The organism is Arthrobacter oryzae, assembly GCF_030718995.1.
In the GTDB taxonomy this organism is placed as follows: Bacteria; Actinomycetota; Actinomycetes; order Actinomycetales; family Micrococcaceae; genus Arthrobacter; species Arthrobacter oryzae_C.
This window is the reverse complement of record NZ_CP132204.1, coordinates 2,806,637-2,822,019: the sequence shown is the minus strand read 5'-3', so window position 1 is coordinate 2,822,019 and position 15,383 is coordinate 2,806,637. Positions and strand designations below refer to the sequence as shown.

General features: G+C 61.0%; 9 protein-coding genes. 4 read left to right on the top strand and 5 right to left on the bottom strand.

The genetic code is table 11. From position 1 onward, the window contains the following. Positions 1-495: 495 nt before the first annotated feature. Positions 496-3,486 (bottom strand): type III restriction-modification system endonuclease, encoded by a 2,991-nt coding sequence (locus Q8Z05_RS13000; protein WP_305940048.1) that lies wholly within the window; start codon positions 3,484-3,486, stop codon positions 496-498. Positions 3,487-3,490: 4 nt separating this feature from the next. After that, positions 3,491-5,380, bottom strand: a complete 1,890-nt coding sequence (locus tag Q8Z05_RS12995) for a site-specific DNA-methyltransferase (protein ID WP_305940047.1) — start codon at positions 5,378-5,380, stop codon at positions 3,491-3,493. Positions 5,381-6,169: 789 nt separating this feature from the next. Between Q8Z05_RS12995 and Q8Z05_RS12990 the strand changes: the two genes are divergently transcribed. The 4 genes from Q8Z05_RS12990 (at position 6,170) to Q8Z05_RS12975 (ending at position 9,750) form a co-directional block, all read left to right on the top strand. Continuing rightward, positions 6,170-6,406, top strand: coding sequence for a hypothetical protein (locus tag Q8Z05_RS12990; protein ID WP_305940046.1), 237 nt, complete (start codon positions 6,170-6,172; stop codon positions 6,404-6,406). Between the two features lie 304 nt (positions 6,407-6,710). Further along, positions 6,711-6,908, top strand: a complete 198-nt coding sequence (locus Q8Z05_RS12985) for a hypothetical protein (RefSeq protein WP_305940045.1) — start codon at positions 6,711-6,713, stop codon at positions 6,906-6,908. Between the two features lie 883 nt (positions 6,909-7,791). Further along, positions 7,792-8,442, top strand: coding sequence for a helicase associated domain-containing protein (locus Q8Z05_RS12980; protein ID WP_305940044.1), 651 nt, complete (start codon positions 7,792-7,794; stop codon positions 8,440-8,442). A gap of 309 nt (positions 8,443-8,751) precedes the next feature. Next, complete coding sequence (locus tag Q8Z05_RS12975; RefSeq protein WP_305940043.1) at positions 8,752-9,750, top strand: competence protein CoiA family protein; 999 nt, start codon at positions 8,752-8,754, stop codon at positions 9,748-9,750. Between the two features lie 23 nt (positions 9,751-9,773). Here Q8Z05_RS12975 and Q8Z05_RS12970 read toward each other — a convergent pair whose 3' ends face one another. The 3 genes from Q8Z05_RS12970 to Q8Z05_RS12960 all read right to left on the bottom strand — a co-directional run bounded on the left by Q8Z05_RS12970 (position 9,774) and on the right by Q8Z05_RS12960 (position 15,383). Beyond that, the gene (locus Q8Z05_RS12970) at positions 9,774-10,058 is read right to left on the bottom strand and encodes a hypothetical protein (RefSeq protein ID WP_305940042.1); all 285 of its coding nucleotides are present in this window, start codon (positions 10,056-10,058) and stop codon (positions 9,774-9,776) included. A 136-nt stretch (positions 10,059-10,194) separates the two neighbouring features. Then, positions 10,195-13,350, bottom strand: a complete 3,156-nt coding sequence (locus Q8Z05_RS12965; RefSeq protein ID WP_305940041.1) for a DUF3427 domain-containing protein — start codon at positions 13,348-13,350, stop codon at positions 10,195-10,197. Between the two features lie 131 nt (positions 13,351-13,481). Beyond that, positions 13,482-15,383 (bottom strand): DUF262 domain-containing protein, encoded by a 1,902-nt coding sequence (locus tag Q8Z05_RS12960; RefSeq protein ID WP_305940040.1) that lies wholly within the window; start codon positions 15,381-15,383, stop codon positions 13,482-13,484.

Genomic DNA, 15,383 nt, shown 5'->3' with positions numbered 1-15,383 from the left:
TGTTGCTCCCCCCGGCCGAGTCCGCTCGGCCGGGGGTTTCGGTGCCTAAAGGGCTCATGGGCCGTTCTCCCTGGGGCTTTCATTCGGAGGAAGCTTTGCCGCGCGGCGTGGCATGCCGTTTATCTAGGCGGGCCGCGCTTACGTACCAAAGGAGGACGGCTTTCACAGCCGCCCTGCCTTTTGTTTTTGCGACCTTGCGAAATTCGTGGCGGGCTCGTCGCAGCCCGAAGACGCCACGTTTCACGCTCCGTGCGTCTGGTAAACCCAACACGACTCCGGAACTTCCGGGACAACAATCCGAGGCCCGTTCACCGGCGACCTGCCGGTGGACGGGTCTCGTCTCGTCAGGGAGATGTCTTTGAGACGCCACGACTCATGGCCTGCTCCGCGGCGCGCCGGGACATGCGAGCGAGCAGGAACAAGTGCAGATCGCGGTCGAGCATCGCTGCGGGTCTGAGCGTGTCGTCGTGCACCTCCTGCACGCTAAGCACAGGATCACCCCCCAGCCGAGCCGCTCTCCGCCGCCAACAACTGTTTGATCATGACAGCGATGTCGTCACGCTTCACCTGTGGCTTGAACGTGACGTTGAAACTCTCCGAGCTCATGGACTCGAAGAACCGCTTCGCTGCCTTCATCCGGAGCTGCTCGCTCTCGCGCATGTCAGATTGCTTATCGACGTCCTTTGTCTCGACCACGAAGTTGAGCGATAACTTCCCGTCGTCGCGTTTTAGCACGTACATGAAGTCCGGGCTGGTCGTGCCGCCGAAGTACAGCGGGACCTTGATCGACCTCCGTGGGATCTTCCCGTAGACCACGACCTCGTCGAGCTTCGAGTCCCGGATTGTGACGCGCTCCTTCGGGGAGTCGTACACGAAGGCGTCGTAGAGGAACTTGTCCGGGACTTTCTCGCTGTCGTCGCGGAGCACGCCTATATTGCCCTGGACGATGCTCTCCAGCGGGGCACCGTCAGCATCCGTGAGCGCCGTGCGGCCGATGAGTCCATCGATCCGCGAGTATGAGAAGCGTTCGAGGAACTCCTTCTGCATCCACTCGGTGAATCGAATGACGAACTCGCCGAGCGTTGCCTTGTTAAAGAAATCGTTCGGAAGCGCTGTTTTCGCATTCCGGCGCACGAGCCCTGCATGGACCCGTTCTATCGGCAGGTACGTCTGTGCGAAGGCGAGCTTGAGCCACTCCCCATAGGGCATTTTCTCGGTCGCATCGAAGACCCTCTTCGTCTCAGACTGGAGCGTAAGTCCTGCCCCGGCGTCCTGGACGATCGTGTCCTGCGTGAATCGACCGACGACAGGTCGGTAGATCTCCAAGTCGAGGACCGCGTCGATGCAGTCGTCGATCTCCTTGGCCGAGAGATCATCCAACCGGAGGTAGTACTTCGCGTTGACTGCTTCCCACAGATCCTTGAGCTCGCTGTACCGCTCAGGACGGATCCCGACCTTGGTCGGCTTGCCGTCCTTGCGGATCTTGTCCGGCTTCAGCCCGGTCTTGTTGAACGCCGGATAGGCCTCAAAAAGGTCGTTCTCGCGTCCCGGGACGACGTTCTTGTCCGAATCGACGAACCCTTGGGTGAGGAGCTCGATGAAAAGCTTGGTCTCGTCGATGCCGAGTTCCGCGGCGACCTTGGGAAGCAGGTCCTTGACCGTGGCGGGTCCGACAGCGGTATCGGAGTTGATCTCTGAAACCAGCGAGTCCGCGAACGAGCGCTCGGTGTAGTCGATTAGGTAGGTCAGGTAGAACTGCTCGCCAGCCAGGCGCGTGCCCCTGGCGTCGACTGGCAGACGGAGTCCGCGGCCGACCTCCTGCAGCTTGGAGATCTCGGAGCCAGAGGAACGCAGCTTCACGATCTGGAAGACGTTGGGGTTGTCCCAGCCCTCGCGGAGGGTCCACTTGGAGAAGAGGAACCGTCGCGTGTTCGGAGCGCCATGCACTCCGTTGAACGAGAGCAGCGCTTCCTTATTGCGCAGGATGTCGTCGACCTCGGCCTTGATGGCCTCGTCAGCGGTCGAGTTGTCGGCCGCGAAATAGCCGCCGTTCGTCGCAGGAACATCGGCGAGCGATGCCTTGAGATAGGCGACGTATTCCTGCGCCACCGGCGACGCATCGGCCTGCCGCTTATCGATCTCGGTGCTCAACCTCGCAGCGAGCAGCTCCTCGAAGCGCAACCGAAGGTGCCCGCTGGTGCCGTCGCCACGGTAAGACTCGATCGAGTCGATGAAAAACAGCGTCAGCGTCTTCACCTTGGTCGCCCGCCGGAAGTTCTCCCACTCGACGTCGAAGTGGTTCTCGAGCGCCTGCTGCATCATCAGGCTCTGGTAGGTGTCCGAGTAGACTCGGGCGGCGAGAGTGTCGCCGGTCGCGAGCACCTGACCGTTCGAGAGCGTCACGCCGGACTTGATTGCGGGGTTCTCCGTCTTTCCGATCGACTCAACGGTGATACCGGCAAAGGCCCCGTCTGCGATCGAGAGCGACTCACCTAGATCAAGGGTTAACGGCTTGCCCGTGTCCAGGTTCTGGAAGGTCGCCTGCTTGGGCCTACGCGCAGACAAGTTCGTCAGCTTCAGGCGTGTCGTTTCACCGGTCGTGTCGACCGGATACTGGATCGCGACGCCCTTGACCAGCTGCTCGTTGAACGCCTCGACCGCACCGAGGTTGAAGACGAGGTTGTTGTAGTCCGTCTTGCCGCTCTTGTCTAGCTTCGGGAAGGTTGCTCCGAAGCGGAAGATCGCCAGCGGCTGGATCTCGTCGACGATTGCCTGGTAAGCCTTGTTCTCGCGGCGGAAACGGTGGGGCTCGTCAATGATCACGATAGGTCGGGTCTGCCGCAGCGCCTCATAGGGAACACTTGCGGTACCGAGCACCGTCTGGTCGTAGTCGGCAGCCATCGTCGCCCGCGACAGCAGCATGCCGTCGGTCATCAGGAGCGCCGAAATGCGCCCGCGCGAGACACGGGACCCGTGGACGAAGTTCGCGATCGCGCTCGGGAACATCTTCCTGCCCTTGGAGCGCTTCTGCGGGTCGAGGGCGTCCAGATGGAGGCTCAGCCGACTGCCGTACGCGTCAGCGAAGTACTTGCCGGCGTAGTCCGACTGCACGAAGGCCTTCGTGCCTTCCTTGATCGGTGTCGACGGCACGAGGACGATGAACTTTGTGAACCCGTACAGGCGGTTCAGCTCATACATGAACTGTGTATAGACGAGCGTCTTGCCTGTACCGGTCTCCATCTTGGCGTCGATACCGAGCACACCGTCGTCGATGCGCCCGCGCCAAGGGCGCGGAATCGCCTCGATGCCGTCCAGCGCGCCGGACTGGATCTCGGTGATGTTGCGCGCGACCTGCGGGTCGGCCGGGTCGAAGGCAATGTTGGCCTCGGGCGGCGTGCTGTGGTCGAGTTCGACCCCGTCGAAGACGCGCGTCAGCGCCGTGAGGGCCCGCTGCTGGTGTTCAAGAGTCTGGAGGCGGATCTGCATGTCGTTAGAATCGCTCGATCACGGAGACGGACTGACCCGATTTGAGCGACCCGAGATTCTTCTTCAACTCGTGCATCACTGAGAACGTGACGGAGTATCCGAAGACGACCAGACGGCTCAGGTCCAGCTCACCTGTCTCGAGCTTGGACACGAGTGCGAGAAGGTCATCGCTCGTCAGGCCAGGCTGGATGACGTAACCGGAGTCGCCGCACACGCGGAGCTCGTATTCGGACAGCTGAACCGTCCGAGCGTCCGCCATTAGCCCGAAACCATCTTGCAGTAGCCACGTGGAGAGAACTACGTCGTGGCCCGGAGTCCCGTGGGCCTCGAACTTGGACACAAAATCACCACTGAGGAGGACATTGCTCTCGGTCGGATCGAACGTCTGCAGTTCGTCAAGGGTCTTCTCGCTCGGCTCCTCGAGCCGGAACAGGCGGAAGCCGTAGTCGATCTGGGCTCCCGTCTCGTTCTTGATCTTCGATGCCGCTCGTTTGATGCGGTCCCGACCGATCTGGTCGATCTGGCTGTAGCCTGCTTTGGCGGCAGCCCCTCCGGCTTTCACCTTCTCCGGCAGCTGCACCATAATGAACTTCCGACGGCCCGCGTCACCCTCAAGTGCGTTGAGCTGCATTACCGAGTCAGCAGTCGTGGCCGATCCGGAGAAGAAGTCAAGCACGATGGCATCCTGTGCCCGGAGAGTGCAGTACTCAACGAGCTTCTTGACCAGCCCGACAGGCTTCGGGTGGGAAAAGATGTCAGGGCCCAGCAGGGCTTCGACCTCAGCGGTGCCGTCGGCGGTAGTGCCTACGTCCAGCAGCATGGTGCTTGGAGTCTTGGTATCGCCCTTGGCGACTCGCTCCTCGTAGAACAGCTTGCGCTGAGGACGCGAGACTCCGCGCTTGCCGAATGCGATTCTGTCGTCCTCAATCAAGGATGCCATCGTGCGCGAATTGATCGCCCACGAACGGCCGGTCGAGGGCCAGTGCTCCTCGCCTGTGACCGGATTCTGCACCGGATATATGGTGTCCCCACCGGGCTTGTTGGCGTCGAGCGGGACGAGCTTCCAGGGGCCTCGCGGGTCATTATCCGGGTTGGCGTACTCCGCAAAGTCCAGTTGGTCGCCCCAGATCTGAGAGCTAGCGCGGTCCTTCGAATACACGAGAGTGTGAGTGTGATTCTGCGAGAACTCACGATCGTCCGATATTGATCTACGCGACTGCCAGATGAGGTCGGACACGAAGTTCTGCTCGCCGAACACTTCATCGCACATCAGTTTCAAGTTTGCGCTTTCGTCGTCCCCGATGGAGATGATGATCACGCCCTCATCTGCAAGCAACTCCTTGGCGAGCTCGAGTCTCGGGTACATGAACGTGAGCCAGGCGGAGTGAGATGACTTGCCGCGCAGATCGATGACCCGCCGGGCCTCGTCCTCGCTGAGGCCGATTTTCTCTACCAGCTGCTTCGCTGTGAAGCCGAAGTCGTCGTTGTAGACAAAGCCGTCAGACCCCGTGTTGTAGGGCGGATCGATGTAGATGCATTTGATCTGGTCGCGGTAGGAGCCGAGCAGGTGCTTCAAGACGTCAAGGTTGTCGCCGACGATGTAGAGGTTCTCGGACGCGGCGTTCACATCCTCGGCGTTGTGGACGACGTCTGGCACAACGACGGTCGCGGTCCTCGTGGACGTCAGATATTTGGCGTACGACTTCCCGAGGAATTTGAGCTCGAAACCCTCCCGGGTCAGGTTCACATCGTCGCTGCGGAGAATCTCCTGGAGGCGGTCGAGCATGAAGCCGCCGTCCTTGTCGAAATACTCCGGCAACGCGGCGCGCAGTCGGGCGATCTCGAAGTCGTTCGGGCTGGCGGTCTCGTTAGCCTCGCGGGCGTCACGGATCATGGTGGCCTCTCGGTTGGCGGGTCGGTTGATCACAAGGAGCGGGCTTTGCCTTCTTACCTTGCCCGGCAGAGGTTATTCCAAGACGGAACTCCACCACGTTACGCGACCACCACTGGTGGCGCTACTCGCTCTCATCCGTGGTTCGCAGGGGTACCGTCCACGCGCACACCGTTCTCGCCAATTCTGCTGGTCGAAGGTTTCGCGGTCGGACCGCGCGCCGTATCGTCGGTGATGCCGGCCTGCCGGTCACGGCCCGCCCCCACCAGGCCCGCTGTACCACTAACACAAGCGCATGAACCCGGTGCCCCTATTCACTTTGGGGCCTAAACCGGCATGCCCAGGCCACCACTGCAGGAGCCTTGGCCGAAGTGATAGGTGGTTTCGGAGCGGGACACGAGAGGGTGGCAGGCCCCAAAGTAGGCCTTCGAAATCTGACCCTTCAAGCCCCGGCCAGCTGCGCCCCCGAAGGTCTTTGTTGCACGATGCAGTTGGGTGAGACATCAGGCCTCAGGGGAACGAGTTCTGGCTAACGCCAACATTCGGAACTGGTGAACGGAGAACAATACGATTGCTCATGGCGTTCGGCGTAATCGTTCATGTTTGCGGTCGGCTTGCCGCAATTAGGACACGGCCAATGCGGACCCTCACATGAGCGACTGTTGTGACCTTCAAATCCGCATTTACCACAAGCCATATGGAGACCATACAACGCCTGTGGCCGGGCCAGGAAAAACTGTCTGCACTGCTTCGTTAGGCTCGAACCGTCACTACTCACAAACAGGGGAAACCATGGCAGGAAATCCGGTGTACGGCAAGGGCTATCATGACGGTTCGACGGACACGCGTCAGCAGGACCTGCTCATCGCTGGTGCATTGCTAGCCGGGGCCGCACTCGTCAAAGTCAGCATGATCGGTTACGCCAAACTGAGACAGACTCAGGCCGCCAGATTTGAGAAGCGCATGCTGGCGTCCGCCCAGGACATCGACAGCGATGCCTCCGACGAAAACAACCTCGATAGTAGTTAAAGGCCAAATGTAAGCCCACCCTCCGAAGCAGAGGGTGGGCTTCATCGTTGCGGACGGATGTACCGTCAGAGCTTCTCGCCGCAGCTCGCGCAGACCTTCTCGCCTTCTTCGTAGATCTGACCACAGCAGTACTTGGTGGATGCCATGAGTTTGCTCCTTTCATCGGGTTATGAGTATGAGGAGCCTACAGCCCTACACCGTCGCGGGCGAGGCGCACGGCCGTCGTGCCACCGCCGGCAATCATTGGGGTTTCACTGTTGACCCACCTGTGGCGAGGCGAGCCACAACCCCCAAGGGCCTCGACGTGATCGACCTCAAGACGACGGGCAAGGACGACCTTCGCTCCACTGTGAAGTCGGGCCAAGCCGAGGCATTCGGGTCGTGGGTTGCTTCACTGAGAACGATGGGCTTCACGCCTGACCGCTGCTGCGTGCTCGCTTTCTCGACAACAACCGATCGTTACGAGTCGATCGAGTTCCCGTCGACCGAACCGCTGGCCTAAAGGGGTCCTCCGCCGTCCCGGACCAGCGCCGGCCTCCCCTACGCGGTCAGCAGCGGCCTTTCCACGGCTGTCTGATTCTTTTAGCCGTCGCGTATAAAGCGCCTCTGCCCCGTCCGAGTGCGCCACAGACGACCGACCATCCGCAGCTGTCGTCGCCAGGCCTATATCAAGGTGGGAAGTTTCATTTGGGCTAGCCTCTTCACGGCTTAGGAAGTCGCTGTGCCCTTCCTAGTCCAGGGCAACCCTCAACTGCGCGGCCAGAATATAACGGCGCACATGGAGAGCCATTTCTCTCCGGGACGCCGGATCCGTCCGGAGCTTCCCATCCGGGTTCTCAAAAGTATCGAATGGGGACGGCAGCTTCGGGGGCATCAGACGCGCCAGTCGCACCACCGCTTCCGGCGTCTGGTGTCCCCGGACCTCGTCCAAGGTGACCCGGAGTTGGGCAGCCCGTATATTGCTTCGTATCCGTCGAATGGTTTGTTCCCTAGCCGCCCGGGTTTCCTCATTTGCAGCGGACATTGGCTCGCCCTCTTTGCATGTTGCGTTCATCATTCCAGAGTGGGCAGCACCCGCCAAGGCTTCCCGGCAACGGAACGGGAGCCGCACCCGCTCTCGGAAACGCGTCAGGACGGAAGCCCGCGGTCCCCGAGCCAGCACAGCGTGTGGCTACAGGCCGGATCCCCAGCGCAGGTTTCACAGGGTCAAGGCCCTATAACTTGCTACAAATGCGCGAGATGGCAGTTTGATACGCGGCCGGCGTGACAGCCTGAACCAGGATCATCCACAACTTGCCGGACATCTATGACCACCCTCGCGGTTTGCTTCAACGGAACGGATGCGGCAGGAATTGGGCATGTCTCGTGGCAAGATAACTTCCATCATGGACAAGCAGTTGCGGCGCGCCCCTGACGCGGAATGGGTGTTGATGTACCGACTCGGGCTGAGCCGGAAACGCATCGCTGAGCTGGTGCGCGCCGAACCGGCCAGCGTCGGTTATCACCTGGTCATCGCTCGCCGCCAGGACCCGGGGCTCGAGGCGGCACACCTGACCGCCGTCGGCACCAAACCCAGACGCTCCCCTGTAAACCTTGCCCGCATGGAAGAGATCATTGCCTGGATTAGCGCCGAACGCCGGTTCCCCCGCGACCGCTCCGAGGACAAGGGGGAACGGTCGATGGCCCGGTGGCTCTCTGACCGCCGGCGCGAGGCAGCCCAAGGCACCCTTCACGCGGCCTACAGCGAGGGCCTGGCCCGAATCCCCGGATGGCACTGGAACCCCAGGACAGCGGCCGAGGAAGCCAGATGGCACCGACGGCTAGCCCAGCTAGTGGACTTCCGCGAGGAAGGCAATGATTGGCCCCGCCACAAGAAGTGCGATTCTGAGCGGGAACACCTGCTGGGTGTGTGGATTCACTCTCAACGGCAAACACACCGCCGCGGCAACCTCGACCCCACGAAGATCCAGCTCTTGGACGAGGCAGTTCCCGGTTGGCAGGCCGGAAGGACCAGGGGCCGCCCTCCCCGGCGGTGACCGGAAAGTTGCGCCCATTGTAGACAGCTGGAGCCCTTCGCCCAGCTCAATGCTGGGCTGTCCCCATTGGCGTGCAACCCGTTCCCTGTTGGATGGCTTCTGTCACCGCGGGCTGCCTGCCCGAGTTCGGGCGGACGCCGGCCGGCACCGAGCTAACACGGGTTCAGTGCGCTTTTCCATATCCGCATGCATAAAGCCATATCCAGAAAAATGGATGTGCGATTATGAGTCCTTATTCGGCTCGCATCTTGCCTGAAATCATCTGTCGACAGCCGGTCGCATGTCAGTCCCCCGGCGCATACTGTGCGCATGATCGAGATACGGCCGCTCTTCCCGCGGGACTGGGGACCCTCAGAGCCCCTCGTTGCGTACAACAAGGCCGACGGGCGTGTGGTCGTCGCGTCCGGGATGCGCCGCGGGAACAACTCCTATTACGACCGCTACGGCTACCAAGGCTCCCAGGACATCGTCTGCATCGACTGCCTGGAGGCTGGCCGCGACGTACCGGTGTCCCTCGTCGAGGCCGAGAAGAGGTGTATACACTTCCGCCATAAGGCGGGCGAGGCACCAGCCGGACTGGGACGGCACGGAGAAACCGCTGAGCATCTGCACGGCAAGCAGCTGATGATGGACTGGGCCAGCGACCAGCGCCACATCATGCCCTGGTCCGTCCTGAAGGAAGTCTGGGTGCCCGGGGCCCGGCTGCGCAGCGACGTCAAGGCTGAGATCTTCGGCGGCCGGCAGCTCGCGTTCGAGGTTCAGCGCAAGCCGATGGACGCCAAGGAATGGGACCGCCGCCACGGCGGCTATCAGAACGCAGACGTCCTCGCCGTGTGGTTGTGGTCCCCGGACGTTCCCCAGCTTGTCCTGGATTTGCCCCTGGCGAGCGTAGTCCTGGACCTGGAACATGAGGAAATCGGTGTCCTCGTCGCGGACTACGCAGGACAATACCGCCACCCCACGGCCGAGGGCCGCATCATCAAACCCACCCACTACGCGGCCGCACCGCTGAGCGAGTGGGGCATCTCTGCATCAGGATCTTTCGTGCCGCCACCCGGGATGGCGGAGTACATCGGCGATAAGCCTGAACCGAGCAGACTTGCCCAGCTCAATGACCACCGGAACCCACCGGCGAAGCCGCCCAAGCAACCGTGGCAGCCGCCGGCGGCCCCGTCAAGTCAGTACTGGAGCGCCTTCCGTTCCAGCGGCGGACGGGACCCGATCGGACGTGCGCCTTACATTGACCCGGAACGCGAAGAGCAACGCAAGCAGGAAGCGATCAAACAGATCATGCGCCGCAAGCGATAAATCGTCGCGTCACCCAGCAAGGCTTAGAGCCCGCTGCTGCCCTTCCAGTCCTCTACGCTCACACGCTTGATGCTGGCTGACTGCGCCCAGCCCAGGTGGTAGGTGCCGGACACATCCAGCCACTCCATCAGGCCGTAGCTGTGTGACCAGGCCGCGGCCTTGCCGTAGATCCCGTTGACACACACCAGGGGACGGCCGTACTTCGGGAGGTCCCGGATCGGCGAGCTATCATCCATCGGGCGGACCTTGTCGGTGTCCAGACGCACCATCATCCGACCCATGTCCTCGGGAGAGCCTGCCTTGATCACGGCTCAATTTTAGACCGGAACCTCGGATGCTATCGAACACACGTTCTCCACAGGATTGTCCACAAGTGGAAACACTTTCGATTATAGTCGTGCGCCGCTGACCACCCGCGACGAAGCTCCGCGGACCGATGCCGAACTATTGCGCCACGGCCGCCGCCATCGCATACACATCCGCCGGCATCGGCCGGTGCAGCCTCCAGGTAATCGCAATCGGCTTCTCCCCCGTGTGCTGGACGTAGTCCACCTGGCCAAGGCAGGTGTACGGAACGGTTAGTCCGGTCTCATCTTCGGACGTGTCGCGGGTGAAGATGAGAATTTTCGAACGCTGCGCAGCCCGGTCCAGGTACCGCTTGCCCGTCGGGCTTCCCTGCGAGGTCGCGTTCTGCGATTCCCAGTGGAAGAGCTCCGGGCTGATGGCATAGTCCTTGTACATGGTGGTGGCCGAGTGCTTCTTGTCGTCCTTGTTGAGCGTGACAAAGAAGGCGTCCGTCGCCGTCGCGGGACACCAGGCCACGCCCTCGCGGTGTTGCACGTTCTTGCCGAGCTCCAGCGACCCGTATTGAAGCGCGGCCAGGACTTCCTCACGCCGGTAGGTCGCGTGCGAGAATAGCGGGACGTGCTGTAGCCCCGCCCCGAGGCCCTTGGCTGCGTGCCGGGACGCGGCCACTCCAAGCTTCACGACCTGGCGGATCTCGCCGCACACGAACTGGTAGCCGCGCAGGTGGTCCAGCCCGGCATCGTACGACTGGAAGCCTCCCCCGTCGTCCCAGAGCGTGTAGAAGAGCATGCGGGCGAACGTCTGTTCCCGCATGCCGAGCTCCGCGTAGCGGGGCGCGTCGGCGCCGACCAGCATCGAATAGGCTTCGGCGCGTTCCGGATCATCCACGTGGATCAGCGCAGCCATCCGTCCGAGAAGCTTCTTCTCGTCGGCGTGGGAGAGCTCCTGGTTCCGTCCACTGAGGACCGCTTCCAAAGGCGAGAACCCCTCGATCAGCCCGGCCTGGCGCAGGTAGCCGGTCCACGAATCCCTGGTGGACCGGTAGATCGACTTCACGTCGTTCCCGGACCGCTCCAGATAGGCTGCCAGCTCCGTCTCCGCGTAGGAGGCGATGTCCCGGACCAGCTGGGCGCGGTTGAACCGCAGTTGGGCCTTGATGTTGTTCAGCACCACCTTCTGCGCCACCCGGTCCAGCACAATCTGCGAGCCCGACGGCAGGTACGGGAACTCGTCCTCTACGGCCTTTTCCAGCTCCTTGCGCCCGTAACCGGTGAGCGCCCGGTAGCGCAGGTCGAAGCGGAACTCACGCCGTTGCTGGCCGATGAAGTCCACCACGGTCAGCACGGCCTTGCCCTCGGCACGGCGCAGCCCACGCCCCAGCTGCTGGAGGAAGATCGTGGCGCTCTGCGTGGGCCGGAGCAGCAGGATGGTGTCCACCTGCGGCAGGTCCAGGCCTTCGTTGAAGAGGTCGACGGCGAAGATGCAGTTGATCTCCCGCCGGCGGAGGCGCTCCAGCGCCGCTGCGCGGTCGGCGTCGTCGGTGCTGCCGTCGACCGCAACGGAAGCTATACCTGCCCGGTTGAACACTTCGGCCATGTAATGGGCATGCTGGACCGAGACGCAGAAGCCGATGGCCCTCATCTGGTCCGTGCTGGTGACTTTGTCGCGGAGTTCGCGGATCACCTTGGCGGCGCGGGCATCGTTGCCCGTGTAGAGGTTGTTCAGCTGAGTGGTGTCGTAGTTGCCGCGCTTCCATTCCAATTGGCTGAGGTCGACGTCGTCCGACACACCGAAGTAGTGGAACGGCACCAGCAGGTCGGCGTCCAGGGCATCCCACAGCCTCAGCTCACTTGCGGTGCGGCCGTCGAAGAACTGCTTGGCGACGTCGACGCCGTCGCCGCGTTCCGGCGTCGCGGTCAGTCCGAGGAGCTGCTGCGGCTGGAGATAATCCAGCAGCCGGCGGTAGGTGGGCGCCATGGCGTGGTGGAATTCATCGATGACCACGACGTCGAAGAAGTCAGGCTCCAGCTGCTCGACGCCGAGCGAATACAGCGACTGGACGGAGGCGAAGATGTGCTTCCACTCTTCCGGCTTGTGGTCCCCGACGTAGAGCTCGCCGAAGGCGCCGTCCTGCATGACGTCACGGTAGGTGCGCATGGCCTGTTTCAGGATTTCCTGCCGGTGGGCGACGAAGAGCAGCTTCAGATCCCGGCCGGCCGCCTCGCAAAGGCGTTTGTAGTCCAGGGCAGCAATGACGGTTTTGCCGGTTCCGGTGGCTGCGACCAGGAGGTTGTGGTTGAAGCCTTTGAAGCGCTCGGCTTCCAGCTCCTCGAGCATCTCTTCCTGGTGGAGGAACGGCTGGACTTCGAGACCGGTGGCTACGCCAGGGACGGCAGTCCGCCGGCCTCCATTGCGCTCAAGGGCGGCGTCCAACTTCTCGCCGTCGCGTTCCGGATCGTAGCTTTGGAAGGCGCGTTGCTCCCAGTAGCTGTCGAAGGTGACCTCAAACTTCTTCAGCAGAGTGGGTGTACCGACCGAGCTGAGCCGGACGTTCCATTCCAGGCCGTCAAGAAGCGCAGCCTGGCTCAGGTTGGAACTGCCCACGTAGGCGGTGTCAAAGCCGGAATTACGGCGGAACAACCAGGCCTTGGCATGCAGGCGCGTGGCCTGGGTTTCGTAGTTGATCTTCACTTCGGCGCCGTACCGCGTGACGAGCTCGTCGATGGCGCGGCGTTCCGTGGCACCCATGTAGGTGGTGGTGATGACGCGGAGTTTGGCGCCGCGTTCCTTGAGCTCTTCGAGCGCCGGGTGGAGGAGGCGGAGGCCGGTCCAGCGGACGAAGGCGCAGAGCAGGTCGACGGTGTTGGCGGACTCGATCTCCGCTCGAAGCTCGGCTGCGAGGTTCGGATCGTCTTTGCTATTGGTGAGAAGCGCGGAATCGCTCAGCTTGGTAGTGGGTCGACGCAGGTTGCGGCGTTTAAGCGTGGCTGGGCGGTGGAGGGATTGGAGCTGGGTGGGGCCGGGGGCGATGCGGTCCGTGGTGTCCAGTTCCTGGAGGAGCCGGTTGGCTAGGGCGACTCTCTCTGACGGCTTGGCGGCGGCGAGGGCTTCACGGACGGCGTCGGCGACGTGGCGGGAGAGGAAGTCTGGGCTATTTTCGTCTTCAATGTCTACGAAGATCGGCTGCAGCTCCGGGAGGTTGTCCAGCCGCGATGCGAGAGCGTCCGTTTTGAGTAATTCGTACAAGCCCGCGGGCAGCCGCTCTGCTGCCGATCCCCCATTGAATGTAATCACTACGCCAGGCTATTTGGTTGTAAGAGGAAAGGCCAATGTCACCCGAATCTCAGTGGTCACAGAGCATGGTGCACGGGGCATTTGATATTCGGGAGCGCCTCAGCGCCCCCCCCCTTTTTCGACCGCAAGGCCTAACTACCTATTGTTTGGAGTGCCTCTTCTTCATCTGCATCAATCTCCTCAGTCAAGTTCGTCGCCTGATCTTGATAAACGAGGTTTCCAGTCGCTCGCTCAATCAGTTCTATCAAGCGCTTTTGCCGATCCTGCATGAACGTGTCAAAGTCATCCGCTCTAAGCAAAAATGGATCAATCGCATGGCTTTTCAAATAGGATTCTAAGGCAGAGGGCGCAATGGCTGGAGTTTCATTGTTTCCCCTCTCAAGTTGCGCCAAATAGATCGATGGCGCGGCACCGCCAATTATTCGGTTGGTCCGATAAGACAAAGGAGTCTTGTTAATAATGGAGTCATAGACGCTTGCCGGTATCTTATGATCTTCACACCATTTGCGGGGAAAAATGTGATGAATATCCACCGCCTCGCCAAAGAAAACCGTGTGATCAAATGCCTGGCCCGATCGAAAGTCGCGAGCACCTTCCAGCATTAAAAGCGCATTTACACCCTTGTAAGCCGCGGAGAGCCGCATCCTCATAGTTCGAAGCCTGTCCGCCCTGAAGACGGTATCGCTCACTGTGGCGGGAGGTTTTCCCCCCATGAGCCATTCGGGGACCTCGAGGAAGTCTCTGGCTATCCGCGTATCAACCGTAGAACCATATAGCTCACCAAATACTCCGTTCCAATACCACCGGACTAGCTTCGATCGATTTGCCTCATGCTCCCACGCATTGCCGATATCAGCTAAAACGGCAGCGAGGGGGATTATTTGAGACTGATATGGGAGATCGAAGATGCGATATATATGCAACATGTGAAGGAACTTTGCCGCCCGGTGGAAACCGATCTCGGCCTGGTCCTGATACTTTAGATATGCAGTCAGAGGGAGGTTAAGTAGGGCCTGCCGATTCCCTGAAACCTGCGGCAGCTCCTTTCCTGATCTTCCCCGCGTCTCGGCATCTCGACGCTTTTCGCGTGTGTGAAAGAGCGAAATGACGTGAAGAAAATCTGTATTTGCTACATTGGTCAGAATGCCCGACTCCGCATCCGCGGGACGGTAAGCGCGAGCCAGCCTGCGGTGCCGGCCCTCGGTCGACGAATCACCGTACCAGTCCTTCCGAAGCTCGTGCCCATCGGCCGCATACATCGCCGTTATGAGCTCAAAGGCGTCCAGTGCTTTGCCGCCGGTATTGACCTTTTCAAATACGACGCAAACGGCTTCCTTGGAAGTCGAACGGTCCAGGGCTATGACGGGAATTTGATATTGCATGAAGTTGTTCAAGACTTCATCCTTGAAGCTCATTAGCAGCTTCCAGTTTTCCTGAAAACCATCTTTGCCCATGTTTCGTTCCATCCAGGATCTATTCCATTCATCCCAGTCGAAGACCATAGTCAACGGATACATCAAATTATCGAGCTCCGCCTCACGTGAAGAGAGATCCAACTCGATCTCTCTTCCAAAGGCACCTCTTACGACCTTGTCGGCAGGAACCCCAACGACCGCGTCCTCCCGATCGACACTGTCGTCGAGCGCTGCGCGAATATCTATGTAGAACCAGCGGTCAACTCGCTTCTTCCTCGGCGTAACCGTTCTGACCACTTGGTTCCTGAGCGTCACCTGATACAGGGAAGTCATTCGCTGCTGGCCGTCCAACAAGAGCGCCTCGGGCATCCTCTCGAACGCGCTCTCCGGAGCGCCCTCAACCGGCCGAGGTTTGAATTCAACGCCGCCGCCAGTCTCCAAGGTCATCAGTGCACCTACAGGGAAAGCGCGGGAGACTGAAGCAATGAGGCTCTTAATCCTATCCTCGTCCCAAACCCAACTACGCTGAAAATCCGGCAACTGCAATTTGCCTGATTGGCAGTTTGACAAGAGCTCCTGAAGCGAGACCGGGTTTGTCTTAAAGAACGAATTCACCAT

Coding starts and splice junctions, on each gene's coding strand:
- Q8Z05_RS13000 (WP_305940048.1), bottom strand. CDS start 3,486: ATGCAGATCCGCCTCCAGACTCTTGAACACCAGCAGCGGGCCCTCACG.
- Q8Z05_RS12995 (WP_305940047.1), bottom strand. CDS start 5,380: ATGATCCGTGACGCCCGCGAGGCTAACGAGACCGCCAGCCCGAACGAC.
- Q8Z05_RS12990 (WP_305940046.1), top strand. CDS start 6,170: ATGGCAGGAAATCCGGTGTACGGCAAGGGCTATCATGACGGTTCGACG.
- Q8Z05_RS12980 (WP_305940044.1), top strand. CDS start 7,792: ATGGACAAGCAGTTGCGGCGCGCCCCTGACGCGGAATGGGTGTTGATG.
- Q8Z05_RS12975 (WP_305940043.1), top strand. CDS start 8,752: ATGATCGAGATACGGCCGCTCTTCCCGCGGGACTGGGGACCCTCAGAG.
- Q8Z05_RS12960 (WP_305940040.1), bottom strand. CDS start 15,383: ATGGTGAATTCGTTCTTTAAGACAAACCCGGTCTCGCTTCAGGAGCTC.